This window comes from Pragia fontium DSM 5563 = ATCC 49100 (assembly GCF_900112475.1).
GTDB classification, from domain to species: Bacteria; Pseudomonadota; Gammaproteobacteria; order Enterobacterales; family Enterobacteriaceae; genus Pragia; species Pragia fontium.
On the sequence record NZ_FOLW01000003.1, the window covers coordinates 191,281 to 215,762 of the forward strand.

Below are 24,482 nucleotides of genomic sequence, written 5' to 3' on the forward strand. Positions count from 1 at the left end.
GGTTGTGGTGAGGGCTAAACCCATGGATTTAGCCCCCTGATATTTTGCGATTCTAGCGGTAATCCAATACACCCTGAGCCTGGGGTAGATAGCGTAGCGAGAATAACAGCCGATCTTTCGCGCAGCGTTGAGGCTGTGTAAGCAGCTGTTTGAGCTGTTTCTCCGTGATGGGTTGAGCCTTAAAGGTGTCTCCCGGTAACTGGCGAAAAACCTCATTCACTACCCCCGCTGCTGGTGATGGATTCGTGCATTCGACCAAGGGATTGAGATAGAGTTTCCGTTCATTAGGCGAGAGCTTCGCAATGCCGGCACCATCCTGTACCCAGACTTTCATACCGCTTGCCGCTAACCGGCTTATCCATTGTTGATAGCCTTGCGGTGACATATTGCCGGCGAAAAAGCTGCTGATATATACCGGTTTATCATCGAGTTGGTTAAGCTGGCGTCGAGTGCTCTGTAGCCATTGTTCAGCCTGAGCCTGCTTGGCTTCACTGCGCCAATTGAGATCATCGATTTCTGCACTGATATACCAGCCATCGATACGATGGCTGCCCAGTAACCGTTGCCAGACTTTAGCCTGCTGAACATCCTGATTGCGTAGCCTGTTCAGATAGTTCTCCAGCGCCGCCGGTGGTTGGTTCTGGCGGCTAAAGAAGTCCGGATCGGCGTTAAGACCGATAATCAGCCTCAGCCCGGACTGATGAGCGGTTAACAGCCGTTGCTGTAACCACTGCTGCTCCTGCGGAGATTGAAAGGCATCACCATAACGGGTCCACTGCACCACCAACGTATCTATCTGCTGTTGATGGAGTTTAGTCATCAGGGCTTGCCACTGGGCTGGATCGCTTTGCCTATCCCGCAGCTGTGGTTGATAAATAACGCCGTTAATGGCGAAAGCGCCGGGAGCGACCAGCATCAGGCCGATCATGAATATGCGATATAGGTTTAACATTACCAATGAACTCCCAGAGTGATAAAGGCACTGTTTCTTTCACCAATATGCTGGTTGATACCCTTAAAGGTATTTTGATATTCCAGACCCAGACTCATTCTATGTTGCCAGGCATCATAATGGCTTTCCCCGGTCCAGATATTCCAGCGTACCCCGATGCCGGCTAACTGTGCACCCTGAAAGCTATCACCGTTAAATCCGTTATATTGAACATGGCTATAAGGCTCAATGGTTTGATTGGCGGCAATTTTCTGATGCCAACTGATGCGGTAGTCGGCGGTATAGGCCTGGTTGTCTTGCCGTATATAGTGGGCAGCATCCAGATAGAGATTTTGTGCCAGCCAGCCGTTGCCGTTTGGGTGCCACGCATCACTGAATTTTCCGCTATTTAAGAATGAGCTACTGGCACGGATCATGACATCGGATTCGCCATGGTGGCGATCGAGAGGAATTTGTTGTTCTAGCGCCAGAAAAAATACCTGACTGGACAGCGGCTTCCAGCGGATACCGGTGCCCCACATGGGATCTTTGCTGGGAATAAATACTCCGCTGGTACCGGTGCCGGTAAATACGCGGCTATAGGCGGAGAGCTGATCCCCCTCCAGTAACATATTAGAACCAATACGGTATTCGGCTTCCAGTTGACCAAAGCTACGATAGCTTTGGCCGGGCTGACCACCCACGTTATTGTTGGCGGAATTGACGGCGCCAGAACGCAGACCCAGTACCGTATCAAAGTTAAAGGTCCAGCGCCGGGATACGTCTTCATGTAATCGACGGAAGTTGAATCGTTGTTGGTTCGTTTGTTCGTTCATCGGCTGTAATGCACTGGCATTATCGATATCGTCAATGACTCGTTCAGCGTAATGCCGAGTTTGCGGAATATCCGCCAGTCGCTGATTAACGTATGTCAGCTGTTTTAATAAGGCTGGATCGTCCGGTGTTGTTTGATTAGCTTGTTGCAACATTTCGCGCGCCGGTGCGACATCGCCGTTATCCCATAGCGTATAGCCAAGGTTAGCTTGAATATCATTGTTATTCGGTTCTAACTTCAGCGCCTGTTGCAGCTCGGTGATGGCCTGCGCATATTCCCCTCGTTGGCGATAGATATTTGCCCGTGCCGCATAGACCCGCGCGCTGGGCTGAATATGGTTTGCCCGATTCAGATCCGCCAGCGCAGCATCAGGATCGTTAGGTATAAAGCGCTGAGCGTGTAACCACCAGTAAGCTTCACTGTGGGTGAGGTTTCGGCTTTGGGCCTGAGCTAACCAACTTTGCAACGCGGTTTGGTTACCGGCTGCCTGAGCCGAGTTGGCCGCGGCCATAATATCTTGGTCGCTTAGCGTTGCTGGGCTGAGATCGGCCCATGTGCGCACCGCCGTTGCATAATCCTCGGTTTGATAAGCCTGATAGGCTACAGCGCGTAGGGCGTTGGTGCTGGGTTGACGCTGAGCGCTTTGCTGATAGGCATACAGCGCCAGACCCGGCAGCGTTTTCTGATAACAGTTTGCCAGTAAATTCCAACTATTGGCGCTATAGCTGGTGGACATATCCCCCAGTAGTCGCTGAATATCGGCACATTGCCCATTTGGCGCGAGCCATGCGGCCTGAATTTCCCGCTGGGATGGAGTAGACAATGGGCGACTTAGTCTGGCTATCTGTTCTGGGCTGGCTAGCTCAGGGTACCGAGTCAATAAGCCAAATAAGCGAGTGTTCAGGTTTTGGCTGGCAATCGTGGACGCTGAAAACGGATAGGATGATAGTAAGAGTTGGGCGGCGGTTTTGCTCTTACCAGCCTGCATGAGTTGATAACTGAGCCTATCCAACAAGGCCATGTTTTTTGGTTGCTGAGCGGATAACCGCTGTGCCAATTGACGGCTTTGCGTTGTGTTGCCCTGAGCAAGGCTGACGGTAAAGCGCTCTTCCAGCCATTCATTTTCTGGCAAAGTAGCCAACAACCGCTGGGCGGTGGCGTAATCTTTAGCCTTTAGCGCATCCGCCAGTTTAAAGCCGTTTTGATAATGCTGATTTTGCGGAAATTGCGCCTTAAATTGGCTTAGCGACTGTGCCGGATTTTTACTGTAGCGAGTGAGCAGATACAGCCAGCTTTTCTCCTGTGCCGCGTTAGCAAACGATGGATGGCGGTTGGCCAGATAGTTTTGTAGTTTAGCGGTTTCGTTGCGGGCGATAAGGCTATTGGCGTAGCCAATCTGCTGTTCTGGCGAGTTGATTAACCCCTGAGACTGGAGCGCCAACAAGCGATCGTCTCGTTGGGCGGCAAGCAGAATATCAAACCATTGTTGAGCCTGTTGTGCGCTCAGTGTGCGCTGCTGGTGTAGTTGCATCAACATCTCGTCGGCATATTGCCACTGCTTTAGATAAACCGCTCGCTGGAGAATGGCTTCCCGTAATGTCGCTCCCTGCGGAGAATCAGCGAAACTGCCGGTTAGCTGGCGGTCGGCAATGTCTAATTTAGCCAGATTGAGGGCACTTTGCCCGATTCGACTGCGGCACAGGGGATCGGGCTGGCTATGACATTGACGTTCCTGAGTCAGTAACTCCTCGAGATTGTTAATCGGTGTTATCTCAACGGGAATTGCCGCATAGGCGCTTTGTAGCTGTGCATTATTTGGTGCTTTTTTCAACTGCTGGCGCAGTAACTGGAGCGCTTTATCATGATGACCAAAATGGCGATAGGATTCGCTTAGATACAGGGTAATGGCAATATTGTCGGGAAACTGCTGATGCATATATTCAAACTCAGACAGCGCCGTTTTTTCATCATTATTCTTTTGGGCTCTTAGGGCTTTTTCAAAATGCGGGAAAATAATAAAGCGGTGATAATCGCTAAGGCCGAGATCGGTTTGAGTCGCTTGTTGATGCTCATCGGCCTGTACCGGTAGGCTAACCAACGCGGTCGTCAGCAGTAGGCTCAGTAGGGTAAGGTGGCTAACTCGTGGTGTGGTTAACATATCAGGCGTTCTCCCGTTCCAACTGTTGCAGCTGTTCTTCACTGATTCCGGCCTGCTGTAGCAGGGTCGGCATCGAGACCTGCAACTGATGCTGTAATTCGAGAGCGTAATTCAGTGTCTCAGCACTTATCACGCCTTGTTCAACCAGAAACTCTCCCAGCGCTAAATCGCTGCGTTCATAGCGCAATAGCAGCGAATTCATGGCGGCCATATCAATATCACCCAGAGAGATCAGGATTTCAGCGAACAGCAGCTGACGTGGAACGAAGTTTGACCAAATGATCTCTGCCTGTTCCGCCGAGAGCCAACGGCGTTGAACCGCTTTTTGCAGCAGGGAGCGTTCATCATTTTGGCGTTTACGGGCATACCAATGGCGTAGGCCGACCACCACTTGACCGCGAGGGGCAATAATATAGCGTACTGGCTTGTCCATTTTACGCCCCAGCGCCGCCAGCGAAACCGGATCGATAGGGGATTCGCTAGCCAGTATCAGGGTGCCGTCCTCAATTCGCAGCGGCAATACCGCATAGTGCAGGGCGACAGAGTCTGGCATCAACTTAATCAGCGCTTCGGGGATCTGCCAGGCATCGATAGATTCGGCACTCACGCCGCTTTGTTCGGCCAATGCGGCAGCCAACTGCTGGGCAGTAATCACTTGGCGATAGATTAGGGTACCGCCCAGACGCAGACCGGGCATGCGATGAATCAGCGCATCCTGAAGCTGGGTTTGGTTAATGGCACCTTGCTCAATTAAAATTTGTCCCAGCGGTTTTAACGCGCGGTTATTGCCAGTAACGCTGGGGAAATCGTGGGTGGTTTTATCCCAGGCAACCCGACGCGGATCCCCATGCTGAATCACCTGTTTTAGCGCCCGCCAGTTGGCGGTAAAGTTAATCAGGTTGCCCCAGAACAGGCGCAGGATCGATAACAGTCCCTGCTTTAATCCATAATAAACGGTGACGAAAATCACCCGTTGGAAAATACGATTGATCATTAGCCCTAAGTTGAGCCACAGCAGTGTGGTCAGCCATTGACTACCGCTGAAAATAGACAGGAACTGCCAGGCATCAGGCCAAAGGCGCTGATAGATCAGCAGCAATACCAGCTGGATCATCACAATCATGGCGGTGAAGCTAAGAAAGTTACTGATGGCACCTTTGCGATCGCGCCACAGAAAGTAGTTTAGCGTCAGGCTATTGCTCCATTTATGGGTTTTAAATCCCTGAAAAACAATACCAATAATCCAACGTGATTTTTGACGTACTGCGGTGCTAAAGGTATCGGGGAAATATTCACGCACGCAAATAACGTTAGCGGAGCGGGTGCGCTGTAAAAATGCCTTTTTCCGGCTGTCGTAGTCGTCCGGTATGACTGGAAAACGCACAAAAATCTCGGTCATGCCTTTGGCCTTTAGGCGGAAGCCGATGTCGTAATCTTCAGTTAAGCTTTGTACATCGAAAGCGATACCGTCACCGTCCGCTAACAGGGCCATGATGGCGCGGCGGCTAAAGCAAGTACCGACTCCGGCGCTGGGAACCTGTCCGGCTATGGCCTCGCGTACCGGCACATCTTTACCGTGTAGTTCAGCAAATTCATCAATGTATGACATGCTGGTAAAGTGGGTCCATTTCCGTTCGAATGGATAAACCGGTATTTGAATTAAGTCCTTACGATCGACCAGATAGTTGAATAAGCGGAGTTCCATCGGTGAGATAACGTCTTCGGCATCGTGCAGAATAAAGCCGGAGAAGGTGAAATTAGCGCTACGTTCAAATTGGGTAATGGCATCCAATATATTGTTGAGACAGTCGGCTTTGCTGGTTGGACCCGGGCGAGCACAAATCACTTTATGTACGTTGGGAAAGCGGACGCAGACTTCATCAACATCGCGTTGGGTATCCGGATCGTTAGGGTAGGTACCGACAAAGATATGGTAGTTTTCGTAGTCTAGGGTAGTGGCGGCAAGCTCAGCCATATGGCCAATGACCCCGGTTTCATTCCAGGCGGGAACCATAATCGCCAATGCTTTTTCATCAGGCTTATACAGTTCACGATAATCCATATGCTTATGGCGGCGATAGACGGTGAAGGCGCGCTTTATACGACGAAACCAGTAAATAATATCAATGAATAAATCATCGATTCCGCTAATCAGCATGGCAATGGCCAGTGCAATAGCGATGACTTTCATACCGTAGAGATAGGTTGCGAACGCATCTACCATCCAACTCATAGGACACCCCAGCTTAAGCAAGATCTATGTTAATGGCCTCCTTTTCATTATTAGCATCTAAAAATTACACTATAACTTTATCTAATAGTTGTCATGGGTATTATCTAACAAATATAAGCACAGTGGAATAATCTAAAAAAGAATGATAGTGCGTTATTTAGACCTTTTTAGTATTACTTTTTGATTTTATTAGAATGTTTTTTTTATATTTTTTTATTTTTGATTATGTTGCACTTCGTATCGGGTTAGCTAGTTGGATGTTATCGTTAAATAATAATATTGGTTAAAGAATATTTATATTGAATTTGTCTTTAAAGTTGGTTTTTTGTACTGGCTTATGGTGGATGTTTTTTTCATTATGGCCATGTCATATATCAAGAATAAAGTGGCCTTGATAGAAAGAAAAACACACGATTAGCACATTGATTATTGAGGCGAGGAAAAAGACTGGTATTTTTTATCCTGTTTTTCTGGTTGGTGCAAAATAGAGGAGAAAAAACATCGGGCGTTTATATCTATTTAAATGATACTAATTTATAGTTTTTTTATAAGACGATATGAACATTCTACGATATTGCTCATGTCACACAGATTTGTCTTAAACGTTTTGTTATTTTTATCTTTACTTTATCGAGTTATAAATAAAATGACTAAATCAGCTAAGTCGGCCACCTTTGTATTATTTCAGATTCGTCGAATGGGCGCGTTATTCTGCCTTTTTTTCTTATTTATGGTGCCAGATGTATTAGCACTGAGTAATCAATTTCCGACGCGTGATGAAGTCAGTAATCAGCTTAATATACTGAATAATAACAATAATCTTTCGCCAGAAGATAAGCTGATCAAAGATGATCTAATGCATACGTTAGAGTATATGGACAAAATTAATGACGTTGCACAAGAACGTTTGGCATTAGAACAACAGCCAGCACAGATACAAAGTGAAACGAGTAACCTTATTACCTTAAATCAGGCTGATAATCTGTTACCCACACCGGATAAGTTACGGTCACAATCAATTAAGCAGTTAGAAAGCCTACTTAGTGATATAACTAACCGCTTACAAATAGCTCAGGAAAGTCTTTTTTCTTATAGTAGCCAGCTAGCCTCGTTACAAACATTACCAGAACGAGCCCAAAGTATTATTCAAGACCTGACTCATCAGCAGGTCGCATTACAAAATCAACTGAGCGATTTGTCTTCTTCAAGTAACGTACGTCCAACTGAGCGTCTTATGCTGGTTAATCAGCAAAGTTTTTTAGATGTACAGCGGGCTTTAGAATTTAAAAAGTTAGACATTAATACTCAGTTAAGCCGTTTAGTACAAATGCGCAATGATTATCTTTCTGTTTATATTAATAAATTACAGAGTACGGTGTTTGAGTTGCAAGCAGAGTTAAATACTAAGCGGCTTAATTTATCAAAAAGTATTATTGAAGATGAGCACCTTGCCGGAGACGTTAAGCAACATCCATTAATTAACCAAGAGCTTGAGGCGATCGATCGGATTGGCCAACGTCTCAATACCGTAACAAATGATACTAATCGTTTAGTTGAGGAAAACATCAGGGTTAGAGGTGGGCTGAATAATGTTCAGGAAGTTCAGCGTAATCTTAATATACAGATCAATATGTTTCGGGGAACGCTATTACTTTCCCGCCTTCTGTATCAGCAACAGAAAAATTTCCAGTCTGAGGTACTGGTGCAGGATTTACATATTGATAATATCCGTATTGAAAAGTTTAACATTAGCCAAAATATCAATACGCTGTTTGACTCTGAGAAATACGTTAATAACTTACTTGTCAGCCAAAGTGCAGAGCAGCAATCCAGTGAACTGCGAGAGACATTAAATAAGATTGTTATGGTTCGACTGGAGTTATTGGAGCAGTTGAATGAGCAATTAGGCAATCAGCTCACGCAGTCAATCAAGCTGCAGATTAATCAACAACAGTTAATTGAAATTAATACCGCGATTTGGCGTACGCTGACTCAACAGATCTTTTGGGTCAGCAGTAATAAGCCCATGAATTTATCTTGGCTGACTGACTTTCCTGCCGCCGCTAAACAGCAATTAAAAACGACTGATTTATCAATATCGTCTGATGCCTTGATGCAAGGTGTGAAAAATTCAATTGGTTATTTATTGTTAATACTCTTTGGCATCGGAGTTATTTATTGGCGGATGCGCAGTATTAATCGGTCTCTTGCTCGGTTATCGGCAGAAGTTGGTCACTTTCAGGATAACCAGATAAATACCCCCAAAGCAATTTATCTCACGTTAATCAAAGCGCTTCCCGGAGCGTTAATGATTTTAGCCGTGGGTTTAGTGTGTTTAAAATCAAACAGCAGTATTAGCCATTTTTGCTGGCGTTTGTCCCTTGAACTTGCGCTGTTTTGGTTTGTTTGCGCCTTTATTTGGCATAGCCTTTCGCCGAAAGGTATTGTTGAGCATCATTTTGCTTTTCCGGCACAGCACTGTATTCAATATCGGCGTCAGACGTTATGGTTGAGCCTGACGATTTTACCTTTTATTTTTTGGTCAGTATTAGGCGAGCAAAATCCGCTGTGGTTAATGGATGATGTTATTGGTCAGGCGATCATTCTCTTTATCTTGATTTTACTCTGCGTCCAAATTTTCCCGGTGTGTCGGCGCTATTTACAACAGGGTCATTCACTTACCATTCGCCTATCGGTGGTCGGTATTGTTGCCGTTGTGCCGTTAATTTTCATTGTTTTGATGGTGTTGGGGTATTTTTATACCACATTACGCTTAGCGAGCCGCTGGATTGATAGCCTTTATTTATTGATTGCATGGAACTATATCTTTTTAACCACCCTGTGTGTGCTAAGAGTTGCCGCTCAAAAATTGGCCCATCGCAGAGCAGTGGTACGTCGTCAGGATTTAACACAAGAGGAAAATGGGGATGATGACCCAACACCGATAGAAGAGCCTCAGTTAGCCATGGAGCAAATTAACCATCAGTCTCTGCGCATTATTAACATGGTTTTCTTTTTGATTTTTGCGGTTCTTTTCTATTGGATTTGGTCCGATCTCATTGTCGATCTTTCTTACTTATACGGTATTACCCTTTGGAATTATGATGCCGTCGTTTCTGGTAATGCGATGTTGCAATCGGTGACGTTGGGCAGTTTATTAGTCTGTCTGGCGATATTAGTCGTGAGCTACATTATGATGCGTAACTTACCGGGATTATTAGAAGTTTCGGTATTGTCCCGACTGCAATTAAGACCGGGTACTTCTTATGCAATTACCGCGGTTTTAACCTATTTGATTGCAGTGATTGGCATCATGATTGCATTAGGCAGATTGGGTATTTCGTGGGATAAGCTACAGTGGTTAGCGGCAGCGCTCTCCGTCGGTTTAGGCTTTGGTCTACAGGAAATTCTGGCTAATTTTGTTTCAGGCCTGATTATTTTATTTGAAAGGCCAATACGTATCGGGGATACGATAACGATTGGTACCTATTCTGGTAAAGTCAGTAAGATTCATATCCGTGCCACGACGATTATCGATTTTGACCGTAAGGAAGTGATTATTCCGAATAAATCGTTTGTAACTGAAAGATTGATTAACTGGACGCTGTCAGACACGGTAACGCGCGTTTCAATTAAGCTGGGTGTGGCATACGGCTCTGATTTAGATAAGGTAAAATCCGTTTTATTACAAGCGATGAAAATGAATCCGCACGTATTGCCAGAGCCGGAGCCGCAGGTACTGTTCCTCAACTTTGGTGATAGCACGCTCGATCATGAGCTGCGTTTTTATGTGGGTGAATTGAAATATCGGACTCGTACGGTTGATGAGCTAAATCGCACGATTGATGCTTTGTGCAGAGAGAATAATATTGATATTGCATTCAATCAGTTAGAAGTTCATTTGCACCAACCGCAGGATATTGAAGCTGATAATTCAGCATCTGGGCGTCAATAGGAGTAGGGCTTAAGCGGGTTGTAAACCGGGTGATAAGTCTTATTGTGAACAATTAGCCCGCTGATAGCGGGCTAAACGATGGTGATGTGTTGTAGGTCTATTTACTCAGTATTAGAACTGATAAATAATTGCCAGTGAGACGATATCATCGGTCGAAATTTCGGCGTCTTTGGTAAAGGCGCTGTTATCCAACATATTGATTTTGTAATCGACTTTGGCCGTGATGTTTTTGTTAAAGTGGTAGTTAGCACCCACATCAATGTAGTTTGCTAATGCTTCACTGCTATAGGTTTTGCTGCCGATCTCATGTCCGAGATTTTTACCTTTAGAGTAGACCCAGGCTAAAGAGGGTTGCAGGCCGGATTCAAACTGGTACTGCGCCACTAACTCTACGTTTTGAGTCTTATTAGTAACGCGATCGTCACCGCCATAGAGATTCATATTATAGGTTTGGGCGTAGAGTGCGGCTAAATAGAGATTGTTTTCATCATATTTGAGGCCGGTACTTAGCGCATTGGCACGGTCGCCGTTGCCATCTTCCTTTTGTTTGTTGGTGCGTTCGGATGAACTATAGGCGGCACCTAAAGAGAGTCCCATACCTAAGTCGTAGGTGGTCGACATACCCCAGCCGTTACCGTTACGTTCGCTTTTATTGCGATCGTTGGCGTCGTTACGCCCCTGATATTGAACCGCAAAATCCAGCCCATCAATCAGGTTAAAGAAGTTCTTGTTGCGATAAGTCGCCAGATTACCGGCGCGTTGAGTCATAAAGACATCGGTTTGTTGATAGGAGTCACCGCCGAATTCCGGTAGAACGTCGGTCCAACCGCCAACGTCATACAGAATGCCGTTATTACGGCCATAGTCAAAGGAGCCCGCATCGCCAACTTTAAGACCGGCATAGGCATAACGGGTTTTTGAACCGTTATCACCATCGTCTTCAGAAGCGCTGGCGGTCAGTTCTGCCTGATAAAAACCATAACCGGTAATTTGATCATTAACTTGAGTTTCACCCATAAGGCCGAAACGGACAAAGCTATTATCGCCATCTTCGCTCTTATCATCGGAAATGTAGTGATTCCCTTCAATTTGACCGGAAAGATCTAACTTATTACCATTTTTGTTATACAGTTCAGCCGCATTTACCGCACCCGTCACCATTATCGCGGGTAGTAATCCTACCAGCAGTGTGTAGTTTTTCATTGTTTGTTGTCCTTGATGCACTGGTTTTTATTTGTTGTTGTGACTCAGGACTGAATCAGCCATTAAAGTAACAGTTTCAGCCCTGACACTGCGTTTTATTGAAGCAAACAATGATTAAATAAACAATATTAAATGATAATTATTTTCATTATCGTTTGTGGGTGAGGATAGGGTTATATGTGATAATTACACAGGGTGACAGCAAGTTGGCATTGAAAATGTGGGAGTATGAAAATTCAGAATAAGTAGCTGGTAATTAGTTGTTTTATTATCGAGTTGGATGATCAAGCTTTAACCTTTAATACCTTGGAATACACTGAGTTATTGATAGATTCTAAATAGTAGGTCGGTTCTTATGTAGAGAAATTGGTAAATGAACCTCTTCGAAAACCGACCTATAGAATTATTGTGTATCCTTAAAGCTGGCTAATCCTTGAGATGAACGCCATTGTTTTACAATCTCAATAATTCTCTGAGGGGTGCTATCTTCTTCATGCACTGGGTAATAGATCAAATCAGAACCATCGGGGTGGTTTGTTACTTCGATAAAGTGTTCTAACCATAAATCTTGTTGTTGTTCCGTACCTAAATCGTTACATAATGCGTTAATCAACTCCAAAAACTCAGCTTCTGTATATTCGTTTAATCGGCTACGTAGAATCATTATTAATTATCCCTGTGTATATCAATATGTCTTTTAGGTGTGACGACATTTAGATTTTCAACATCATAAACGTTTCCACCGTGCTGTATTTGGTGTTTATGGTGTAATTCAAAAGAGCGGCGGCCACCAACAGTATCTCTATATCTAGCTCTTGGCGCTCTACCATTAGCCATTTTTTTACGATTTGAAGGAATGAATTGAGAAGATAATTCTGCATCTTTTGAAACCTCTATCCAGAATGCTTCCCTAAATTGGTCAAAATTTGTAAATTCTCTTCCTCTAAGTTTATCCGCGATTTGAGCTGGAACAGGGCAACCTAAACCTGCTCCCGCATCCCTTAACCAAGTACCAAAGATGGTTTCACCCTGACCAATGACAACACCAGATTCATTGCGTGGACTATCCAGCATAATATAGATAGGTGGCATACCTGAATCAGCAGGGAAAACCAAAATATAATCGTTAAAGTTTTTCTTTTCAGGTATTGGCGAGGTTGTCGAATGATCCCCTGGAGTTTCTGGTAGTGGATTAACCAGAATAGATAGCGGAGCAGAATAACCTGAATGATTGCCAGTATGATTAATGGGGCTATACTCTGGTTCTGCTGGTGTCCAGATAATACTCGGGCCACTCTGACCTTCAGGAATATATCGCCGTATGCCGTTAGAACTATCCAGCCTCATCTTAATAACTGGAACTTGGTCTAATTCTGAATTAGCTGGTGTGTGGTATCCCTCAATTACTGGTTGATTTGTTTGTATATTCACTCGAGCCTGAAAGCGGACCCGTGTTGTAGCCGTTCCACCTGTCGTTGCCAAATAATCTAATTTATCACGGGCAATATAATCGGCCAATCCATCACGATGACTACCTTGACTGATTTCTGGAGAATAAAATAAGCCAATTAATAATATGGAGATCGGATTAGATACCATCCAGCGTCCGGCAATAGATGTTCCAGCACTGTGTTGTAAAACTCTTATACCGGTCTGTGAGGCTATCAGCGCACCCACTGAAGTTATTTGAGGTGATGGTGAAGGCTCACAACGATAACCGCACTCAATGTCAGTTCCCTGAAATAATGAAACCTCACCAAAATTCTCTACTGGTTCTTGCTCTTGACCAGCATCAGTACAACCGTCGCTAAGCAAACAGGATTTGGCAAAAACAGTCTCAACAGACGGAGAGTTATCGGTATATGATAATTCAGCTAGGGAAGGTGGATTACTCTGTGTGAATGATTGTTGGTTAGTTATTGTGCTCTCTTTACCTGAGTCTTGATGTTCACAAAACCAAGTAGATTGGGCGATTACCCAATGATCGGAGCACCGGCATAATACTTTGTCTCCGAAAGCGACCATTGGACGATCATCAATTATGCTGGTTGCTGTACCGAGCATAGGAAATGAATTTTTACACTCATTGCACCAAGCTAAATCGCCGTCTCTGGCGAGAGGATGAGAGCCTTCAAATAAGGTGCTGGAAGCGTGAATTATGGTTCCCTTCGTTGTTTTATTGCCTAAACAGGCTAACATTCTGGGCATAGCAAACAGTCCTTGTTGCTTTAATCAGTATCGAATTTATTAAAGTAGGGAAAAAGAGATGGAAAGGCAAAAACATATTTATTCAATGAGTTAGTGGCATTTAGGTATTGATTTTTATTAACTGAAGGGAAGTTCAGTTTATGGGTAGATAGAAAGTCGATCAGATCTAAGAAGTACAACGTAAGTGTCTTAATTAAAAGGTAAATACTTACTAATTATTGCTTAATGGATCCCATATTTACACAGTCCGTATTATCTAAGATGAATCCGAATTAGAATTAAAAGGATCCTATCAATCACGCTGCTGCTGGTTTTTTTCACCAATTCCACAATGATAAAATTTTGAAAGGGTTTTTATTGGATTACAGTTTTTGAAAGAGCTTGAGAAAATCGCTGATTTCGGAAGAATAGGAAAAATGAAATACTGAAATTGATAACGTTAGTTATTCAGCTTAGTCAAGAGAGTCAATATAAGTCGCAGCGTTTTTAATAGTGCTAGGTTCAATACCAGATCTATACCTCTTTTGCATTGCGTTTGTGGTACAAAAAACTCGTGCGACACTCTGCTTCAGGCACAAAAAAGCCCACTCTAAAAAGCGGGCTTAACTCTCTATATCTACTACTAAAATTTGGTGGCCCCTCCCCGGTTTGAACGGGGGACCAAGCGATTATGAGTCGCCTGCTCTAACCACTGAGCTAAGGGGCCAAGTGGCGGGGATTATACGGTAATCTTTAGCGCTTAGTCCATAGCTACTTAATGCAAACGTTGGTTTTCTGTACAGTTGTAGGTGATTGTATTTATTGATAGCGTAAGCATTGGTGGTTCGTGCGTTAATTTTAGGAGCTCTATGACTAACGATATTTTACGTCCCGGCCTGCAGGTGGTGTTTTGCGGTATTAATCCCGGTTTAACCTCGTCTTCTGACGGATTTCATTTTGCCAATCCGACTAATCGGTTTTGGAAAGTGATCTATCTGGCTGGATTGACCAAAACCTTGTTAGCGCCGCAGGATGAGTTGATGCTGTTGGATAATCATTGCGGTATCACCCGGTTGGTTGATCGCCCGACGGTAAGAGCCGATCAACTCTCGGCGGATGAATTAAAGCAGGGGGGAGAGGCGCTGATTAATAACATTAAACGCTATCAACCTCGCGCCGTGGCGATATTAGGTAAGCAGGCTTATCATCAGGCCTTTGGCGTACGTAATGCTAAATGGGGAAAGCAGGACATCTGTATTGGTCAAACTCAGGTTTGGTTATTACCCAATCCAAGCGGTTTAAATCGAGCGACGCTGGAACAGCTAACCGCCAGCTATCATGAGTTGGCAGTGGCGTTAAAAATGGTTTAGAGGCTGAATTTAGGCCAATAAAAAACCCCGGAGACCGGGGTTTTTTGCTGTCAATCAGACAAGATTACTCATCAAGGAAGCTGCGCAGAACTTCTGAACGGCTTGGATGACGTAATTTACGTAACGCTTTCGCTTCGATCTGACGAATACGCTCACGGGTTACGTCGAACTGTTTGCCGACTTCTTCCAGCGTATGGTCAGTATTCATATCAATACCGAAACGCATGCGCAGTACTTTGGCTTCACGAGCTGTCAGACCAGCCAGAACGTCGTGCGTTGCTGAACGCAGGCTTTCCGAAGTAGCGGAATCCAGCGGCAGCTCGAGGGTGGTATCCTCGATAAAATCCCCTAAATGAGAATCTTCATCGTCGCCGATTGGCGTTTCCATGGAGATTGGCTCTTTGGCGATTTTCAGCACTTTACGGATCTTATCTTCCGGCATCAACATACGTTCAGCCAGCTCTTCCGGCAGCGGTTCACGCCCCATCTCTTGCAGCATCTGGCGAGAAATACGATTGAGTTTGTTAATGGTTTCAATCATATGCACCGGAATACGGATGGTACGCGCCTGATCGGCAATCGAACGGGTAATCGCCTGACGAATCCACCAAGTGGCGTAGGTTGAGAACTTATAACCACGGCGGTATTCAAACTTGTCTACTGCCTTCATCAGACCGATGTTACCTTCCTGAATCAAATCCAGGAACTGTAAGCCACGGTTGGTGTATTTTTTAGCGATAGAAATAACCAGACGCAAGTTCGCTTCAACCATCTCTTTCTTCGCACGGCGAGCTTTAGCTTCACCGATAGACATGCGACGGTTGATATCTTTAACCTGTTCAATGGTTAAGCCGGTTTCTTGTTCAATTAACTGCAGTTTTTGAATGCTGCGTTCAATTTCTTCAGTGGTATCTTTCAGCTTTTCAGACCAAGGCTTACCCAGCGCAATGGCGCTATGGAACCAAGCCATATTGGTTTCATTGCCGGCAAACAGGGTGACGAAGTTTTTCTTCGGCATCTTGCTTTGCTCAACACACAACTTAAGAATTAAGCGTTCTTGAGTACGAACGCGATCCATCATTTGGCGCATGTTGTTGACCAGATAGTCAAACTGCTTAGGCACTAAACGGAACTGTTTAAATACTTCAGACAGCTGAACGATCTCGTCTATCGCTTTTTGATGGCTGCGGCCAAACTCTTTAATGGCTTTACGCGCAGCTTCATACTGCACACGCAGGTCATTGAATTTTTCACGAGCGAGTTCTGGATCGATACCGATATCTTCATCAGAATCGGAATCATCCTCGTCTTCATCCTCATCATCGTCGTCTTGCTCTTCGGTGGAGAGCTCCGAGCCTACATGAGTAGCCGCCGGACCGATGGTGTCATCGGCATTCGGATCGATAAACGCGGTAATAATGTCAGACAGGCGTGCTTCACCGGTTTCAACGCGGTCATATTGCTCAAGCAGATAGGTAATCGCTTCCGGGTATTCAGCAACGGAGCACTGAACCTGGTTGATCCCTTCTTCGATGCGTTTTGCAATATCGATCTCGCCTTCGCGGGTTAAGAGTTCAACGGTTCCCATTTCACGCATATACATACGTACGGGATCCGTGGTCCGACCGATTTCGGATTCAACACTAGAAAGCACCTGTGCAGCAGCTTCTGCTGCATCTTCGTCGGTATCTGCCGTGTTTTCTGCGAGCATTAGATCATCGGCATCAGGTGCTATTTCCATAACCTGAATACCCATATCATTGATCATCTGGATGATATCTTCGATCTGATCTGAATCGATGATATCTTCTGGCAGATGGTCATTGACTTGGGCATAGGTCAGGTAGCCTTGCTCCTTGCCAAGGGTAACAAGAAGTTTAAGCTGTGACTGCGGGTTTTGCTCCATAAGACGGTATCCACACTTCAGAGTATTAAATTTTTTATCGGCTAAAGCCGGTAATCATAAGTCGTCGGGCTAATTTATTCAGCTGTCGCCTTTGTTAACAGCTATGCGCAGGATTTCGTTCCTGCAATGAGCGGCACTTAAGCCGTTAATTCTGTTAAAAACTAATCTTTTTTCGCCAAGGCCATATTTAATGACCAGAGCTCTTTACGTTCGTCGGCATTCAGGCCGTGTGTTCTGTCGCGAGCGATCAGCTCTTCCTGTCGCTGTTCCAGAACTGAGTCATACAGTTTGGCTAATGTATCGATAAATGTTTCTTCAATCATGTCCTCTACAATCATGTGGTTCCATGTTGCCAAGGTTTCAAGCTGTTGACTGAATTTATTACCTCGATATAGCTCTAAAAGCTGCCCGGTAGTTAAACCAGGCTGTGCCAGACAGGTTTTTACCAACTCGATAAATAGCGGGACTCCGGCCAGACCGGTTTGTTCCAATCCCTGTATTGAGGGTACCTGTGTTGCTAACTCTGGTCGTTGGATTATCAGTCCTATCAGTACGCGCATGGTAGTGCGCTTTAGCTGTGGAGCCTGATAACCTTGCTGTTCAGACTCAATGGTTTTGGGCATCAGTTTATCAAGCTGGCTATCATCTAAAATACCGAGTTTCTGACCCAACTGCTGGCGTAAATACAAACGCAGTGTCTCGCCGGGCACCTTGGTAATTAAAGGTAATGCCAGTGTACTCAGTTTAGCACGTCCATCAGGCGAGCTGAGGTCAACCTGAGGCATAAGTGTATCAAATAGAAACATAGAAAGTGGTTGGGCTTGTTCCAGACGCTGCTCGAAAGCCTCTTTACCCTCTTTCCGTACTAATGTATCTGGGTCTTCACCCTCGGGTAAAAACATAAATTTAAGCTGGCGGCCATCGGTCAGATAGGGCAGTGCGGTTTCTAAAGCGCGCCATGCTGCTTCCCTACCTGCATTATCGCCGTCGTAGCAGCAGATAACGTTGTCCGTGCTGCGAAACATTAACTGAATATGCTCTGCGGTCGTGGAGGTACCCAACGAGGCAACGGCATAATTGATGCCAAACTGCGCCAACGCCACCACATCCATATAGCCTTCAACCACCAGCAGCTTAGCCAACTGATTATGATTGAGCTGGGCTTCATACAGGCCATATAGCTGGCGGCCTTTATGGAATATCTCTGTTTCTGGCGAATTCAGGTATTTCGGTGTTCCACTGCCTAAAATTCGACCGCCGAAGGCAATCACACGACCGCGTTTATCGCGGATTGGGAACATCACGCGTTCACGAAAGCGATCGTAGGTACGGCCGTTATCATTAGTCACTAACATTCCGGCATCGCTGAGTGATTCGCGATTCTCCGGTGAACGACCAAAACGTTTTAATACGTTATCCCAGCCGGAAGGCGCATAGCCAATGGCGAAGCGTTGGATAATATCGTCGCTTAGACCTCTCTGCGCCAGATAATTGCGCGCTTCTTGAGATTGAGGCTGGGTTAATGATTCCTGATAGAACTGGGATAGCGGTTCCATCAGTTTGTAAAGGCTTTGCCTCTGGTGTCTCTCAAGCTGACTACTGCCGGTTCCCGATTCGTAAGGAACCTCGAGACTGTGCATCGTGGCCAGCTCTTCAATACTTTCCACAAACTCTAATCGGTCAAAGTTCATCAGGAAATCAACGGCGTTGCCGTGAGCTCCACAACCGAAGCAGTGGTAAAACTGTTTCTCACCGTTTACGGTAAAAGAGGGCGTTTTTTCATTATGGAACGGACAACAGGCGTGATAATTCTTGCCTTGCTTTTTCAGCTTCACACGGGCATCTATAAGATCGACAATGTCCGTACGGGCCAGCAAGTCATTGATAAATACGCGTGGGATTCGTCCTGCCATTAAGCCTCAATTCGTAAATCCATAAATGAGAATAAGCCGCGCATCCCTTCCGGAAAGCACGGCATACTTATATGCAGTTAGCTATTACTAGCTTTAGCTACACGACCAACCTGCGCATTAATCGCGCGCTCGGAGCTATCCGAAAGAAATTAATACAGGCGGGTGCGGCGTGCGTTTTCACGAGCTAATTTCTTCGCGTGACGTTTCACAGCAGAAGCTTTAGCGCGCTTACGTTCAGTAGTTGGTTTTTCGTAGAATTCACGGCTACGAACTTCAGCAAGGATACCTGCTTTTTCGCATGAACGCTTGAAACGACGTAATGCTACGTCAAATGGCTCGTTTTCACGTACTTTAATTACCGGCATGTGCCTTTCACCTCAATAGAAATCGGTTTTGCTGCTGGCGCTAGTGCCAGCCATATTCAAAATGGTGCGGAATTCTACTGCGAATAGGGGGCGCTTGTAAAGTCCTGTTACCGATTCATTCACCGGTATCTCAGATAAAACGGCCTTTATTCGTGATATAAATTTTCGCAATGGTGCTATTGCCTTGAAATAGCGAGTCAGGAAATGGATTCCTAACCCGCTATGACTGAGGCTAATCAGCGGGTTACTTGTCTTCTTTACCTTTTACCGGAGAAGCTTTTGGTAACGCTTCTTGGGCATTTTTTACCAGTTGGATAAATTCACCACGTAGTTCAAATTTATCGCTACCTTGACCCTCATTAGCCAGTTTTAGCGTGTCATTCAGGGTAAAGTTACCGGTAGTGACACCACCATCTTTTAGCTGTTGTGCAAAGGCAGCGACGGCCGCAGCAAAGCGGAAGTCTTGGCTGCTGTCTTTCAGCGGGGTATTCATCCGTGATGCAGGAACCGGTAGCTCAATGCGCTGAGAGTCACCCTGTGCGGTTGGTTTGTGATAACGCAGATGAACCATGGCCATTTCTTTGGTCTTGCTCAGGTAGCTGCTGTTTGATGGCGTATAAATCGGGCCAAACTCCTGACCGGCCCAGCTTCCAGCATCGCCTGCTGGAATCACTTCATAGAGCGCCGTTAACGTTTGACCGGTCACCACGATGCCTTTATTGGCTGACTCATTGTCCGTAGCCGGTGCCTGATAGCCCAGCAATCGATAGGCTTTCACATAGCTTGGGTTAAACTCCACTTTCATGGAGAAGTCCTTGGCGACTGGCGTTTGCGTTGAACGTAGTTGTTCAGACCAGATTTTATCGGCATCGCGTTGGTTATCAATGTAGCTATAGACACCGTTTCCTTCATCGGCGATTTCAGCCAGTGAGGATGGGGTAAATTGTGTCGCGGTAAAGCCTAAAGCGGTCAGGGAAACGCCAGAATTTTGCTGATTGGCAAAAAAGTTCTGTGCTTCTGCGATGTCTTTAAACCCGGCGCTGAAATTGCTGTTTCCGGCCAGAATAACGCGGTTGATACCATCAGTGAGGTAATGTTCCTTAGCCAGTGAATAGGCTTGGCTCAGGCGATCGGTATCCTTGTTGGCCTTCCCACTTTTCAGATTATCAATGGCTGACAGCATTTTATCTTTACTGCTGCCGTAGGTTGGGGCTAATAACACACCGTTGTCACCAGCGGTGGTGATAATCGCCAAACTATCCTGTGCGGTAAGCTGATTAACCAGACGCGTCAGGCTGAGTTTTATAAGAGATAGGTCGCTACCATCCGCACCAACAAATACCACCAGATTGGCCGCACGGCGTTCGCTGGTCTGGGCATCATCGGCTTTTATCGCCACGCGCAATAAGCGAGTGTTAGGATTCCACGGGGTGTTAGCCATTTCACTGACAGCGGAGAAAGGAATACGTCCCTGAGTTTGTGGATAGTCGTAAGGGAAGAAATTCACCCATTCAGCAAGCTGGATACCGTTCTTAGCAGGGAGTTCAGAACGAACCAGAGCACGGCGCATATTGTTATAGCTACCGTTGTTCTGCCCGGCAGACATCAGCACTTCAGGCCCGGTTTGGGCATTGGCTTTATGGGCAGATTTTGTTATTTGATCCGCAGAACCCGCCGTCTTTACTGCAGCAGGAAGATTCATATTTGGATCGGTTGAGCTACAGCCGGCGAGTACCAGTGCACTCAACAATGCCAGGGAATGAATTCCGCGTTTAACACTTTGAGCTTTAGTCATTTCTATCTCAATCAAATGGTTGTTTGGCGTGGATGGATATAAAGAAAAGCGAAGCATACCCAGAGATTCTGGTGTGCTGCAAGCGACTTTATGCGTAGTTTAGCGAAATCTATAGGCTGCTGTCGCTATTTCATTATATTCAGTAGAATTTTTCTTCTGGTGAGTGATTATTTATTTCGAGCATACGGTCTGTGATATCATTTAGCCCATAGATGTATCAGCAGATGCGCTGTTTCTCGGGGTTACCCTTGGAAATACAGCGGGGCTAAATAATGAATTCAGAGGCTGTTTAACGGGTTATGCGTATTTTAGGTATCGAAACGTCGTGTGATGAAACGGGTGTCGCGATTTATGACGATCGGCAAGGGTTATTGGCAGATCAACTGTATAGTCAGGTTAAACTGCATGCTGATTATGGCGGCGTTGTTCCTGAGTTAGCCTCTCGCGATCACGTGCGTAAAACTGTGCCATTGATTCAGGCCGCGTTAAAACAGGCCAATTTACAACCGACAGATATTGATGGCGTAGCCTATACCGCAGGTCCGGGGCTGGTTGGAGCCTTGTTGGTTGGCGCTACCATTGGGCGTTCTCTGGCGCTGGCGTGGAATGTACCTGCCATAGCGGTTCACCATATGGAAGGACACTTGTTAGCCCCGATGCTGGAAGATAATCCTCCGCAGTTTCCTTTTGTCGCTTTGCTGGTTTCCGGCGGGCATACTCAACTGATTAGCGTGACTGGCGTTGGTGAATATCAATTGCTGGGCGAGTCGATTGACGACGCGGCAGGTGAAGCATTCGATAAAACCGCCAAGTTACTGGGGCTCGACTATCCAGGTGGCCCGATGCTGTCAAAAATGGCGCAGCAAGGGGTGGCCGGTCGTTTTACCTTCCCACGCCCTATGACCGATCGTCCCGGTATGGACTTTAGTTTTTCCGGATTAAAGACCTTTGCCGCTAACACCATTCGCCAATCCGGCGATGATGAACAAACGAAGGCGGATATTGCCAAAGCGTTTGAAGATGCGGTAGTTGATACGCTGGCGATTAAGTGCCGTCGTGCATTGGAAGAAACAGGATTTAATCGCTTAGTGATGGCCGGTGGCGTAAGCGCTAACCGCACTTTGCGTAGCAAGCTGGCGGAGATGATGAAACAGCGCAAAGGTGAAGTGTTTTATGCCCGCCCTGAGTTTTGTACCGATAACGGTGCCATGATTGCCTATGCTGGAATGGTACGCTTAAAAGCGGGTGAGCACAGTGGGCTTGAGTTGACCGTACGGCCGCGTTGGCCGTTGGAGCAACTGCCGGCAGTGAAAGTGTAATAGAACTTTCCGTTTAAATAGCAAAAAGCGCGTAATTTACGCGCTTTTTTGTAATTGAATATGGGGTAAGTAACTATTCAGATTTATCATCCGAATCGGTAACTGTATTTTCTTTTTTCTTCTTTCTGAACCGATCCCAAATTTTACCTTCCTGACCGCGCCACAGGCGCTGAATGTTGTCATGATGGCGCATTAACACCAGACAGGAAAGCATAGCAACCGGGAAGGTAAACTGGGGCTTGAACCACCAAGTATAAAACGGAGCAATCAGCGCACTCACAATCGCACCCAGTGAGGAATAACCACTCAGTAATACCGTTAAGAGCCAGGTTCCAGTCATCAGGCCGGTGAGATCCCAGCCAATTGGGGCAATGGCACCAAATGCGGTGGCGACGCCTTTGCCGCCGCGAAAATGGAAGAAAATCGGATAGATATGGCCTAAGCAGGCCGCAATGGCAGTCAGGCCAAGATACAGCGGAGAAAGATTCAGTTTATAAGCAACCCAAACCGGTATCATGCCTTTTAATACATCAAAGATTAATACTGCCGCCGCCGCGGTTTTTCCGCCGATGCGTAGCACGTTGGTTGCTCCGGGATTACCGGAACCATGTTCTCGTGGGTCGGGCAGCTTGGCGATACGACAAACCAACACTGCGCTGGAAATAGAGCCACATAGATAGGCGATAATGATCATGCCAAGCGCGATAGCACTCATAAACTCGATTCCATCTAATAATTGTCGTTTTACTCATTGCTAACATGGATAATACGCATATTCTGCCCGAAGTGGTATGTCTTAATTGAAAAACTGAGAGTGGTGTAATGGATATTGTATTTATAGAACAGCTAAACGTTATTACAACTATTGGGGTTTATGACTGGGAACAGACCATCCGTCAGAGGCTAATTTTCGATATCGAAATGGGCTGGGATAACCGTAAAGCAGCGGCCAGTGATGATGTTGCCGACTGTCTGAGCTATGCGGATGTGAGTGAAGCGGTGATTCAAAAGGTTGAAAACGAGCGTTTTGCCTTGGTTGAGCGCGTTGCGGAGGAAGTGGCCGATTTATTGATGAGTCAGTTTTCTATTCCTTGGATCAAAATTAAAGTGAGTAAACCCGGCGCTGTCGCAGAGGCGAAACAGGTCGGTGTAATCATTGAACGTGGTTCCCGCTCAGTTTGACGGTAATTGTTTAATTTACCATCGGTTATCATGCCCGAATGAAACTAAATATGTTGCTTTGTGTCTGAGTTAGACAGCTTTATAAACAATAAGCGCTGTACAGACTATAGTTATTATTTATTTTATTTTTCTTCTTTAGCAAGGAATAACATTGATGGGCAATTTCCACGATCTGGTGGTTGCATTTATTCTCGGAGTTGTTGAGGGATTAACAGAGTTCCTACCGGTTTCGTCGACGGGTCATATGATCATTGTTGGTGAACTGTTAGGCTTTTCCGGTGATAGGGCTTCAACCTTTGAAGTTGTTATACAGTTAGGTTCTATTCTTGCCGTTGTTGTGGTGTTCTGGCGCAGATTGTTTGGTTTAATCGGTATTCATTTTGGTGAAGTACCCCATGAAGGGAGAGGTAAGGGGCGCTTAACGCTTGGTCATATTATTCTGGGCATGCTGCCGGCGGTAGTCGTCGGATTCGCCTTGCACGATATGATTAAAGCGAATCTATTTGGCGCTAAAACCGTCATGTATGCGCTGATTGCCGGTGGTTTATTGCTGATCGCTGCGGAGTTGCTGAAACCGAAAAAACCGCGGGCGGAAGGTCTGGATGATATGACTTATCGTCAGGCTTTTATAATTGGTTGTTTCCAGTGTTTAGCATTGTGGCCGGGTTTCTCCCGTTCAGGGGCAACGATTTCTGGGGGAATGCTGATGGGCGTGAGTCGTTATGCGGCATCTGAATTCTCTTTTATTCTGGCGGTACCGATGATGTTGGGTGCCACCATACTGGTGATGTATAAAAGTATTGGCCTGCTGGTGTGGGACGATCTGCCGATGTTTACCGTTGGGTTCTTCACCGCATTTGTTGTCGCACTATTGGCGATTAAAACCTTTCTGAACCTGATTAAACGTTTTTCGTTTATCCCTTTCGCGATTTATCGCTTCTTTGTGGCCGGCGTTATCTATTTGGTGTTTTTCTAATCGTTAACGTTTGAATTGATATTTTAGCCTGAGCTTCCCATGTCGGTTATGGGAAGTTCTGGTGGCTGACAAAATTCTACCGTACTCAACCGTTGGGAGAGACGGGTGTTGGGGTCGTAGTAGCTTTAGCTACCGGAGCGCCCCTAACCCGGCT

16 protein-coding genes and 1 tRNA gene are annotated in these 24,482 nt (G+C 45.8%); 5 read left to right on the forward strand and 12 right to left on the reverse strand.

Going from position 1 to position 24,482, the window contains the following annotated elements; all coding sequences use genetic code 11:
* Positions 1 to 52: 52 nt before the first annotated feature.
* The 3 genes from BMZ28_RS06590 to nfrB are packed head-to-tail and all read right to left on the reverse strand — an operon-like array spanning position 53 to position 6,157.
* Positions 53 to 952, reverse strand: a complete 900-nt coding sequence (locus BMZ28_RS06590) for a DUF4434 family protein (protein WP_083399647.1) — start codon at positions 950 to 952, stop codon at positions 53 to 55.
* Positions 952 to 3,924: an NfrA family protein gene (locus tag BMZ28_RS06595; RefSeq protein ID WP_074821698.1), complete on the reverse strand. Its 2,973-nt coding sequence runs from the start codon at positions 3,922 to 3,924 to the stop codon at positions 952 to 954. Before BMZ28_RS06595 ends, BMZ28_RS06590 begins: the two co-directional genes overlap by 1 nt.
* 1 nt (position 3,925) lies before the next feature.
* Positions 3,926 to 6,157 carry a cyclic di-3',5'-guanylate-activated glycosyltransferase NfrB gene (gene nfrB / locus BMZ28_RS06600; protein ID WP_074821700.1) on the reverse strand — a complete coding sequence of 744 codons (2,232 nt, stop codon included), beginning with the start codon at positions 6,155 to 6,157 and terminating at the stop codon, positions 3,926 to 3,928.
* Between the two features lie 646 nt (positions 6,158 to 6,803).
* On the opposite strand from nfrB, the gene mscK reads away from it, so the two are divergent.
* Positions 6,804 to 10,112, forward strand: a complete 3,309-nt coding sequence (mscK, locus tag BMZ28_RS06605; protein ID WP_074821703.1) for a mechanosensitive channel MscK — start codon at positions 6,804 to 6,806, stop codon at positions 10,110 to 10,112.
* Between the two features lie 111 nt (positions 10,113 to 10,223).
* On the opposite strand, the gene BMZ28_RS06610 is transcribed toward mscK, so the two are convergent.
* From BMZ28_RS06610 to BMZ28_RS06625, 4 genes are all read right to left on the reverse strand, one after another.
* Positions 10,224 to 11,315: a porin gene (locus BMZ28_RS06610; RefSeq protein WP_074821708.1), complete on the reverse strand. Its 1,092-nt coding sequence runs from the start codon at positions 11,313 to 11,315 to the stop codon at positions 10,224 to 10,226.
* A gap of 403 nt (positions 11,316 to 11,718) precedes the next feature.
* Positions 11,719 to 11,979 (reverse strand): bacteriocin immunity protein, encoded by a 261-nt coding sequence (locus BMZ28_RS06615; RefSeq protein WP_175474933.1) that lies wholly within the window; start codon positions 11,977 to 11,979, stop codon positions 11,719 to 11,721.
* 2 nt (positions 11,980 to 11,981) lie between these two features.
* Entirely contained in the window at positions 11,982 to 13,523 is a 1,542-nt protein-coding gene (locus BMZ28_RS06620; protein ID WP_074821714.1) for a pyocin-S2/colicin E7-DNase domain-containing protein, read from the reverse strand.
* Positions 13,524 to 14,153: 630 nt separating this feature from the next.
* Positions 14,154 to 14,229 (reverse strand) — tRNA-Ile (locus BMZ28_RS06625).
* A 142-nt stretch (positions 14,230 to 14,371) separates the two neighbouring features.
* Between BMZ28_RS06625 and mug the strand changes: the two genes are divergently transcribed.
* Positions 14,372 to 14,872: a G/U mismatch-specific DNA glycosylase gene (gene mug / locus BMZ28_RS06630; protein WP_074821716.1), complete on the forward strand. Its 501-nt coding sequence runs from the start codon at positions 14,372 to 14,374 to the stop codon at positions 14,870 to 14,872.
* 64 nt (positions 14,873 to 14,936) lie between these two features.
* Here the strand turns inward: mug and rpoD are convergent, their stop codons facing one another.
* From rpoD to BMZ28_RS06650, 4 genes are all read right to left on the reverse strand, one after another.
* Positions 14,937 to 16,799 carry an RNA polymerase sigma factor RpoD gene (gene rpoD, locus BMZ28_RS06635; RefSeq protein WP_258554932.1) on the reverse strand — a complete coding sequence of 621 codons (1,863 nt, stop codon included), beginning with the start codon at positions 16,797 to 16,799 and terminating at the stop codon, positions 14,937 to 14,939.
* Positions 16,800 to 16,939: 140 nt separating this feature from the next.
* Complete coding sequence (dnaG, locus tag BMZ28_RS06640) at positions 16,940 to 18,691, reverse strand: DNA primase (RefSeq protein WP_074821720.1); 1,752 nt, start codon at positions 18,689 to 18,691, stop codon at positions 16,940 to 16,942.
* Positions 18,692 to 18,840: 149 nt separating this feature from the next.
* Complete coding sequence (gene rpsU, locus BMZ28_RS06645; protein WP_027275017.1) at positions 18,841 to 19,056, reverse strand: 30S ribosomal protein S21; 216 nt, start codon at positions 19,054 to 19,056, stop codon at positions 18,841 to 18,843.
* 244 nt (positions 19,057 to 19,300) lie between these two features.
* Entirely contained in the window at positions 19,301 to 20,851 is a 1,551-nt protein-coding gene (locus tag BMZ28_RS06650; protein WP_074821723.1) for a vWA domain-containing protein, read from the reverse strand.
* A gap of 299 nt (positions 20,852 to 21,150) precedes the next feature.
* Between BMZ28_RS06650 and tsaD the strand changes: the two genes are divergently transcribed.
* Positions 21,151 to 22,170 (forward strand): tRNA (adenosine(37)-N6)-threonylcarbamoyltransferase complex transferase subunit TsaD, encoded by a 1,020-nt coding sequence (gene tsaD / locus BMZ28_RS06655; RefSeq protein ID WP_047781909.1) that lies wholly within the window; start codon positions 21,151 to 21,153, stop codon positions 22,168 to 22,170.
* A 73-nt stretch (positions 22,171 to 22,243) separates the two neighbouring features.
* On the opposite strand, the gene plsY is transcribed toward tsaD, so the two are convergent.
* On the reverse strand, positions 22,244 to 22,885 hold the full coding sequence (plsY, locus tag BMZ28_RS06660; RefSeq protein ID WP_074821728.1) for a glycerol-3-phosphate 1-O-acyltransferase PlsY: 642 nt from the start codon (positions 22,883 to 22,885) through the stop codon (positions 22,244 to 22,246).
* A 107-nt stretch (positions 22,886 to 22,992) separates the two neighbouring features.
* Here plsY and folB point away from each other — a divergent pair, with 107 nt between their 5' ends.
* Positions 22,993 to 23,352, forward strand: coding sequence for a bifunctional dihydroneopterin aldolase/7,8-dihydroneopterin epimerase (folB, locus tag BMZ28_RS06665; RefSeq protein WP_047781907.1), 360 nt, complete (start codon positions 22,993 to 22,995; stop codon positions 23,350 to 23,352).
* 154 nt (positions 23,353 to 23,506) lie between these two features.
* Entirely contained in the window at positions 23,507 to 24,328 is an 822-nt protein-coding gene (gene bacA, locus BMZ28_RS06670; RefSeq protein ID WP_047781906.1) for an undecaprenyl-diphosphate phosphatase, read from the forward strand.
* Positions 24,329 to 24,482 lie beyond the last annotated feature (154 nt).

Bases quoted from the DNA above. Each gene is read 5' to 3' on its own strand.
- BMZ28_RS06590 (WP_083399647.1), bottom strand. From the start codon at position 952: ATGTTAAACCTATATCGCATATTCATGATCGGCCTGATGCTGGTCGCT.
- BMZ28_RS06595 (WP_074821698.1), bottom strand. From the start codon at position 3,924: ATGTTAACCACACCACGAGTTAGCCACCTTACCCTACTGAGCCTACTG.
- nfrB (WP_074821700.1), bottom strand. From the start codon at position 6,157: ATGAGTTGGATGGTAGATGCGTTCGCAACCTATCTCTACGGTATGAAA.
- mscK (WP_074821703.1), top strand. From the start codon at position 6,804: ATGACTAAATCAGCTAAGTCGGCCACCTTTGTATTATTTCAGATTCGT.
- BMZ28_RS06610 (WP_074821708.1), bottom strand. From the start codon at position 11,315: ATGAAAAACTACACACTGCTGGTAGGATTACTACCCGCGATAATGGTG.
- BMZ28_RS06615 (WP_175474933.1), bottom strand. From the start codon at position 11,979: ATGATTCTACGTAGCCGATTAAACGAATATACAGAAGCTGAGTTTTTG.
- BMZ28_RS06620 (WP_074821714.1), bottom strand. From the start codon at position 13,523: ATGCCCAGAATGTTAGCCTGTTTAGGCAATAAAACAACGAAGGGAACC.
- mug (WP_074821716.1), top strand. From the start codon at position 14,372: ATGACTAACGATATTTTACGTCCCGGCCTGCAGGTGGTGTTTTGCGGT.
- dnaG (WP_074821720.1), bottom strand. From the start codon at position 18,691: ATGGCAGGACGAATCCCACGCGTATTTATCAATGACTTGCTGGCCCGT.
- rpsU (WP_027275017.1), bottom strand. From the start codon at position 19,056: ATGCCGGTAATTAAAGTACGTGAAAACGAGCCATTTGACGTAGCATTA.
- BMZ28_RS06650 (WP_074821723.1), bottom strand. From the start codon at position 20,851: ATGACTAAAGCTCAAAGTGTTAAACGCGGAATTCATTCCCTGGCATTG.
- tsaD (WP_047781909.1), top strand. From the start codon at position 21,151: ATGCGTATTTTAGGTATCGAAACGTCGTGTGATGAAACGGGTGTCGCG.
- plsY (WP_074821728.1), bottom strand. From the start codon at position 22,885: ATGAGTGCTATCGCGCTTGGCATGATCATTATCGCCTATCTATGTGGC.
- folB (WP_047781907.1), top strand. From the start codon at position 22,993: ATGGATATTGTATTTATAGAACAGCTAAACGTTATTACAACTATTGGG.
- bacA (WP_047781906.1), top strand. From the start codon at position 23,507: ATGGGCAATTTCCACGATCTGGTGGTTGCATTTATTCTCGGAGTTGTT.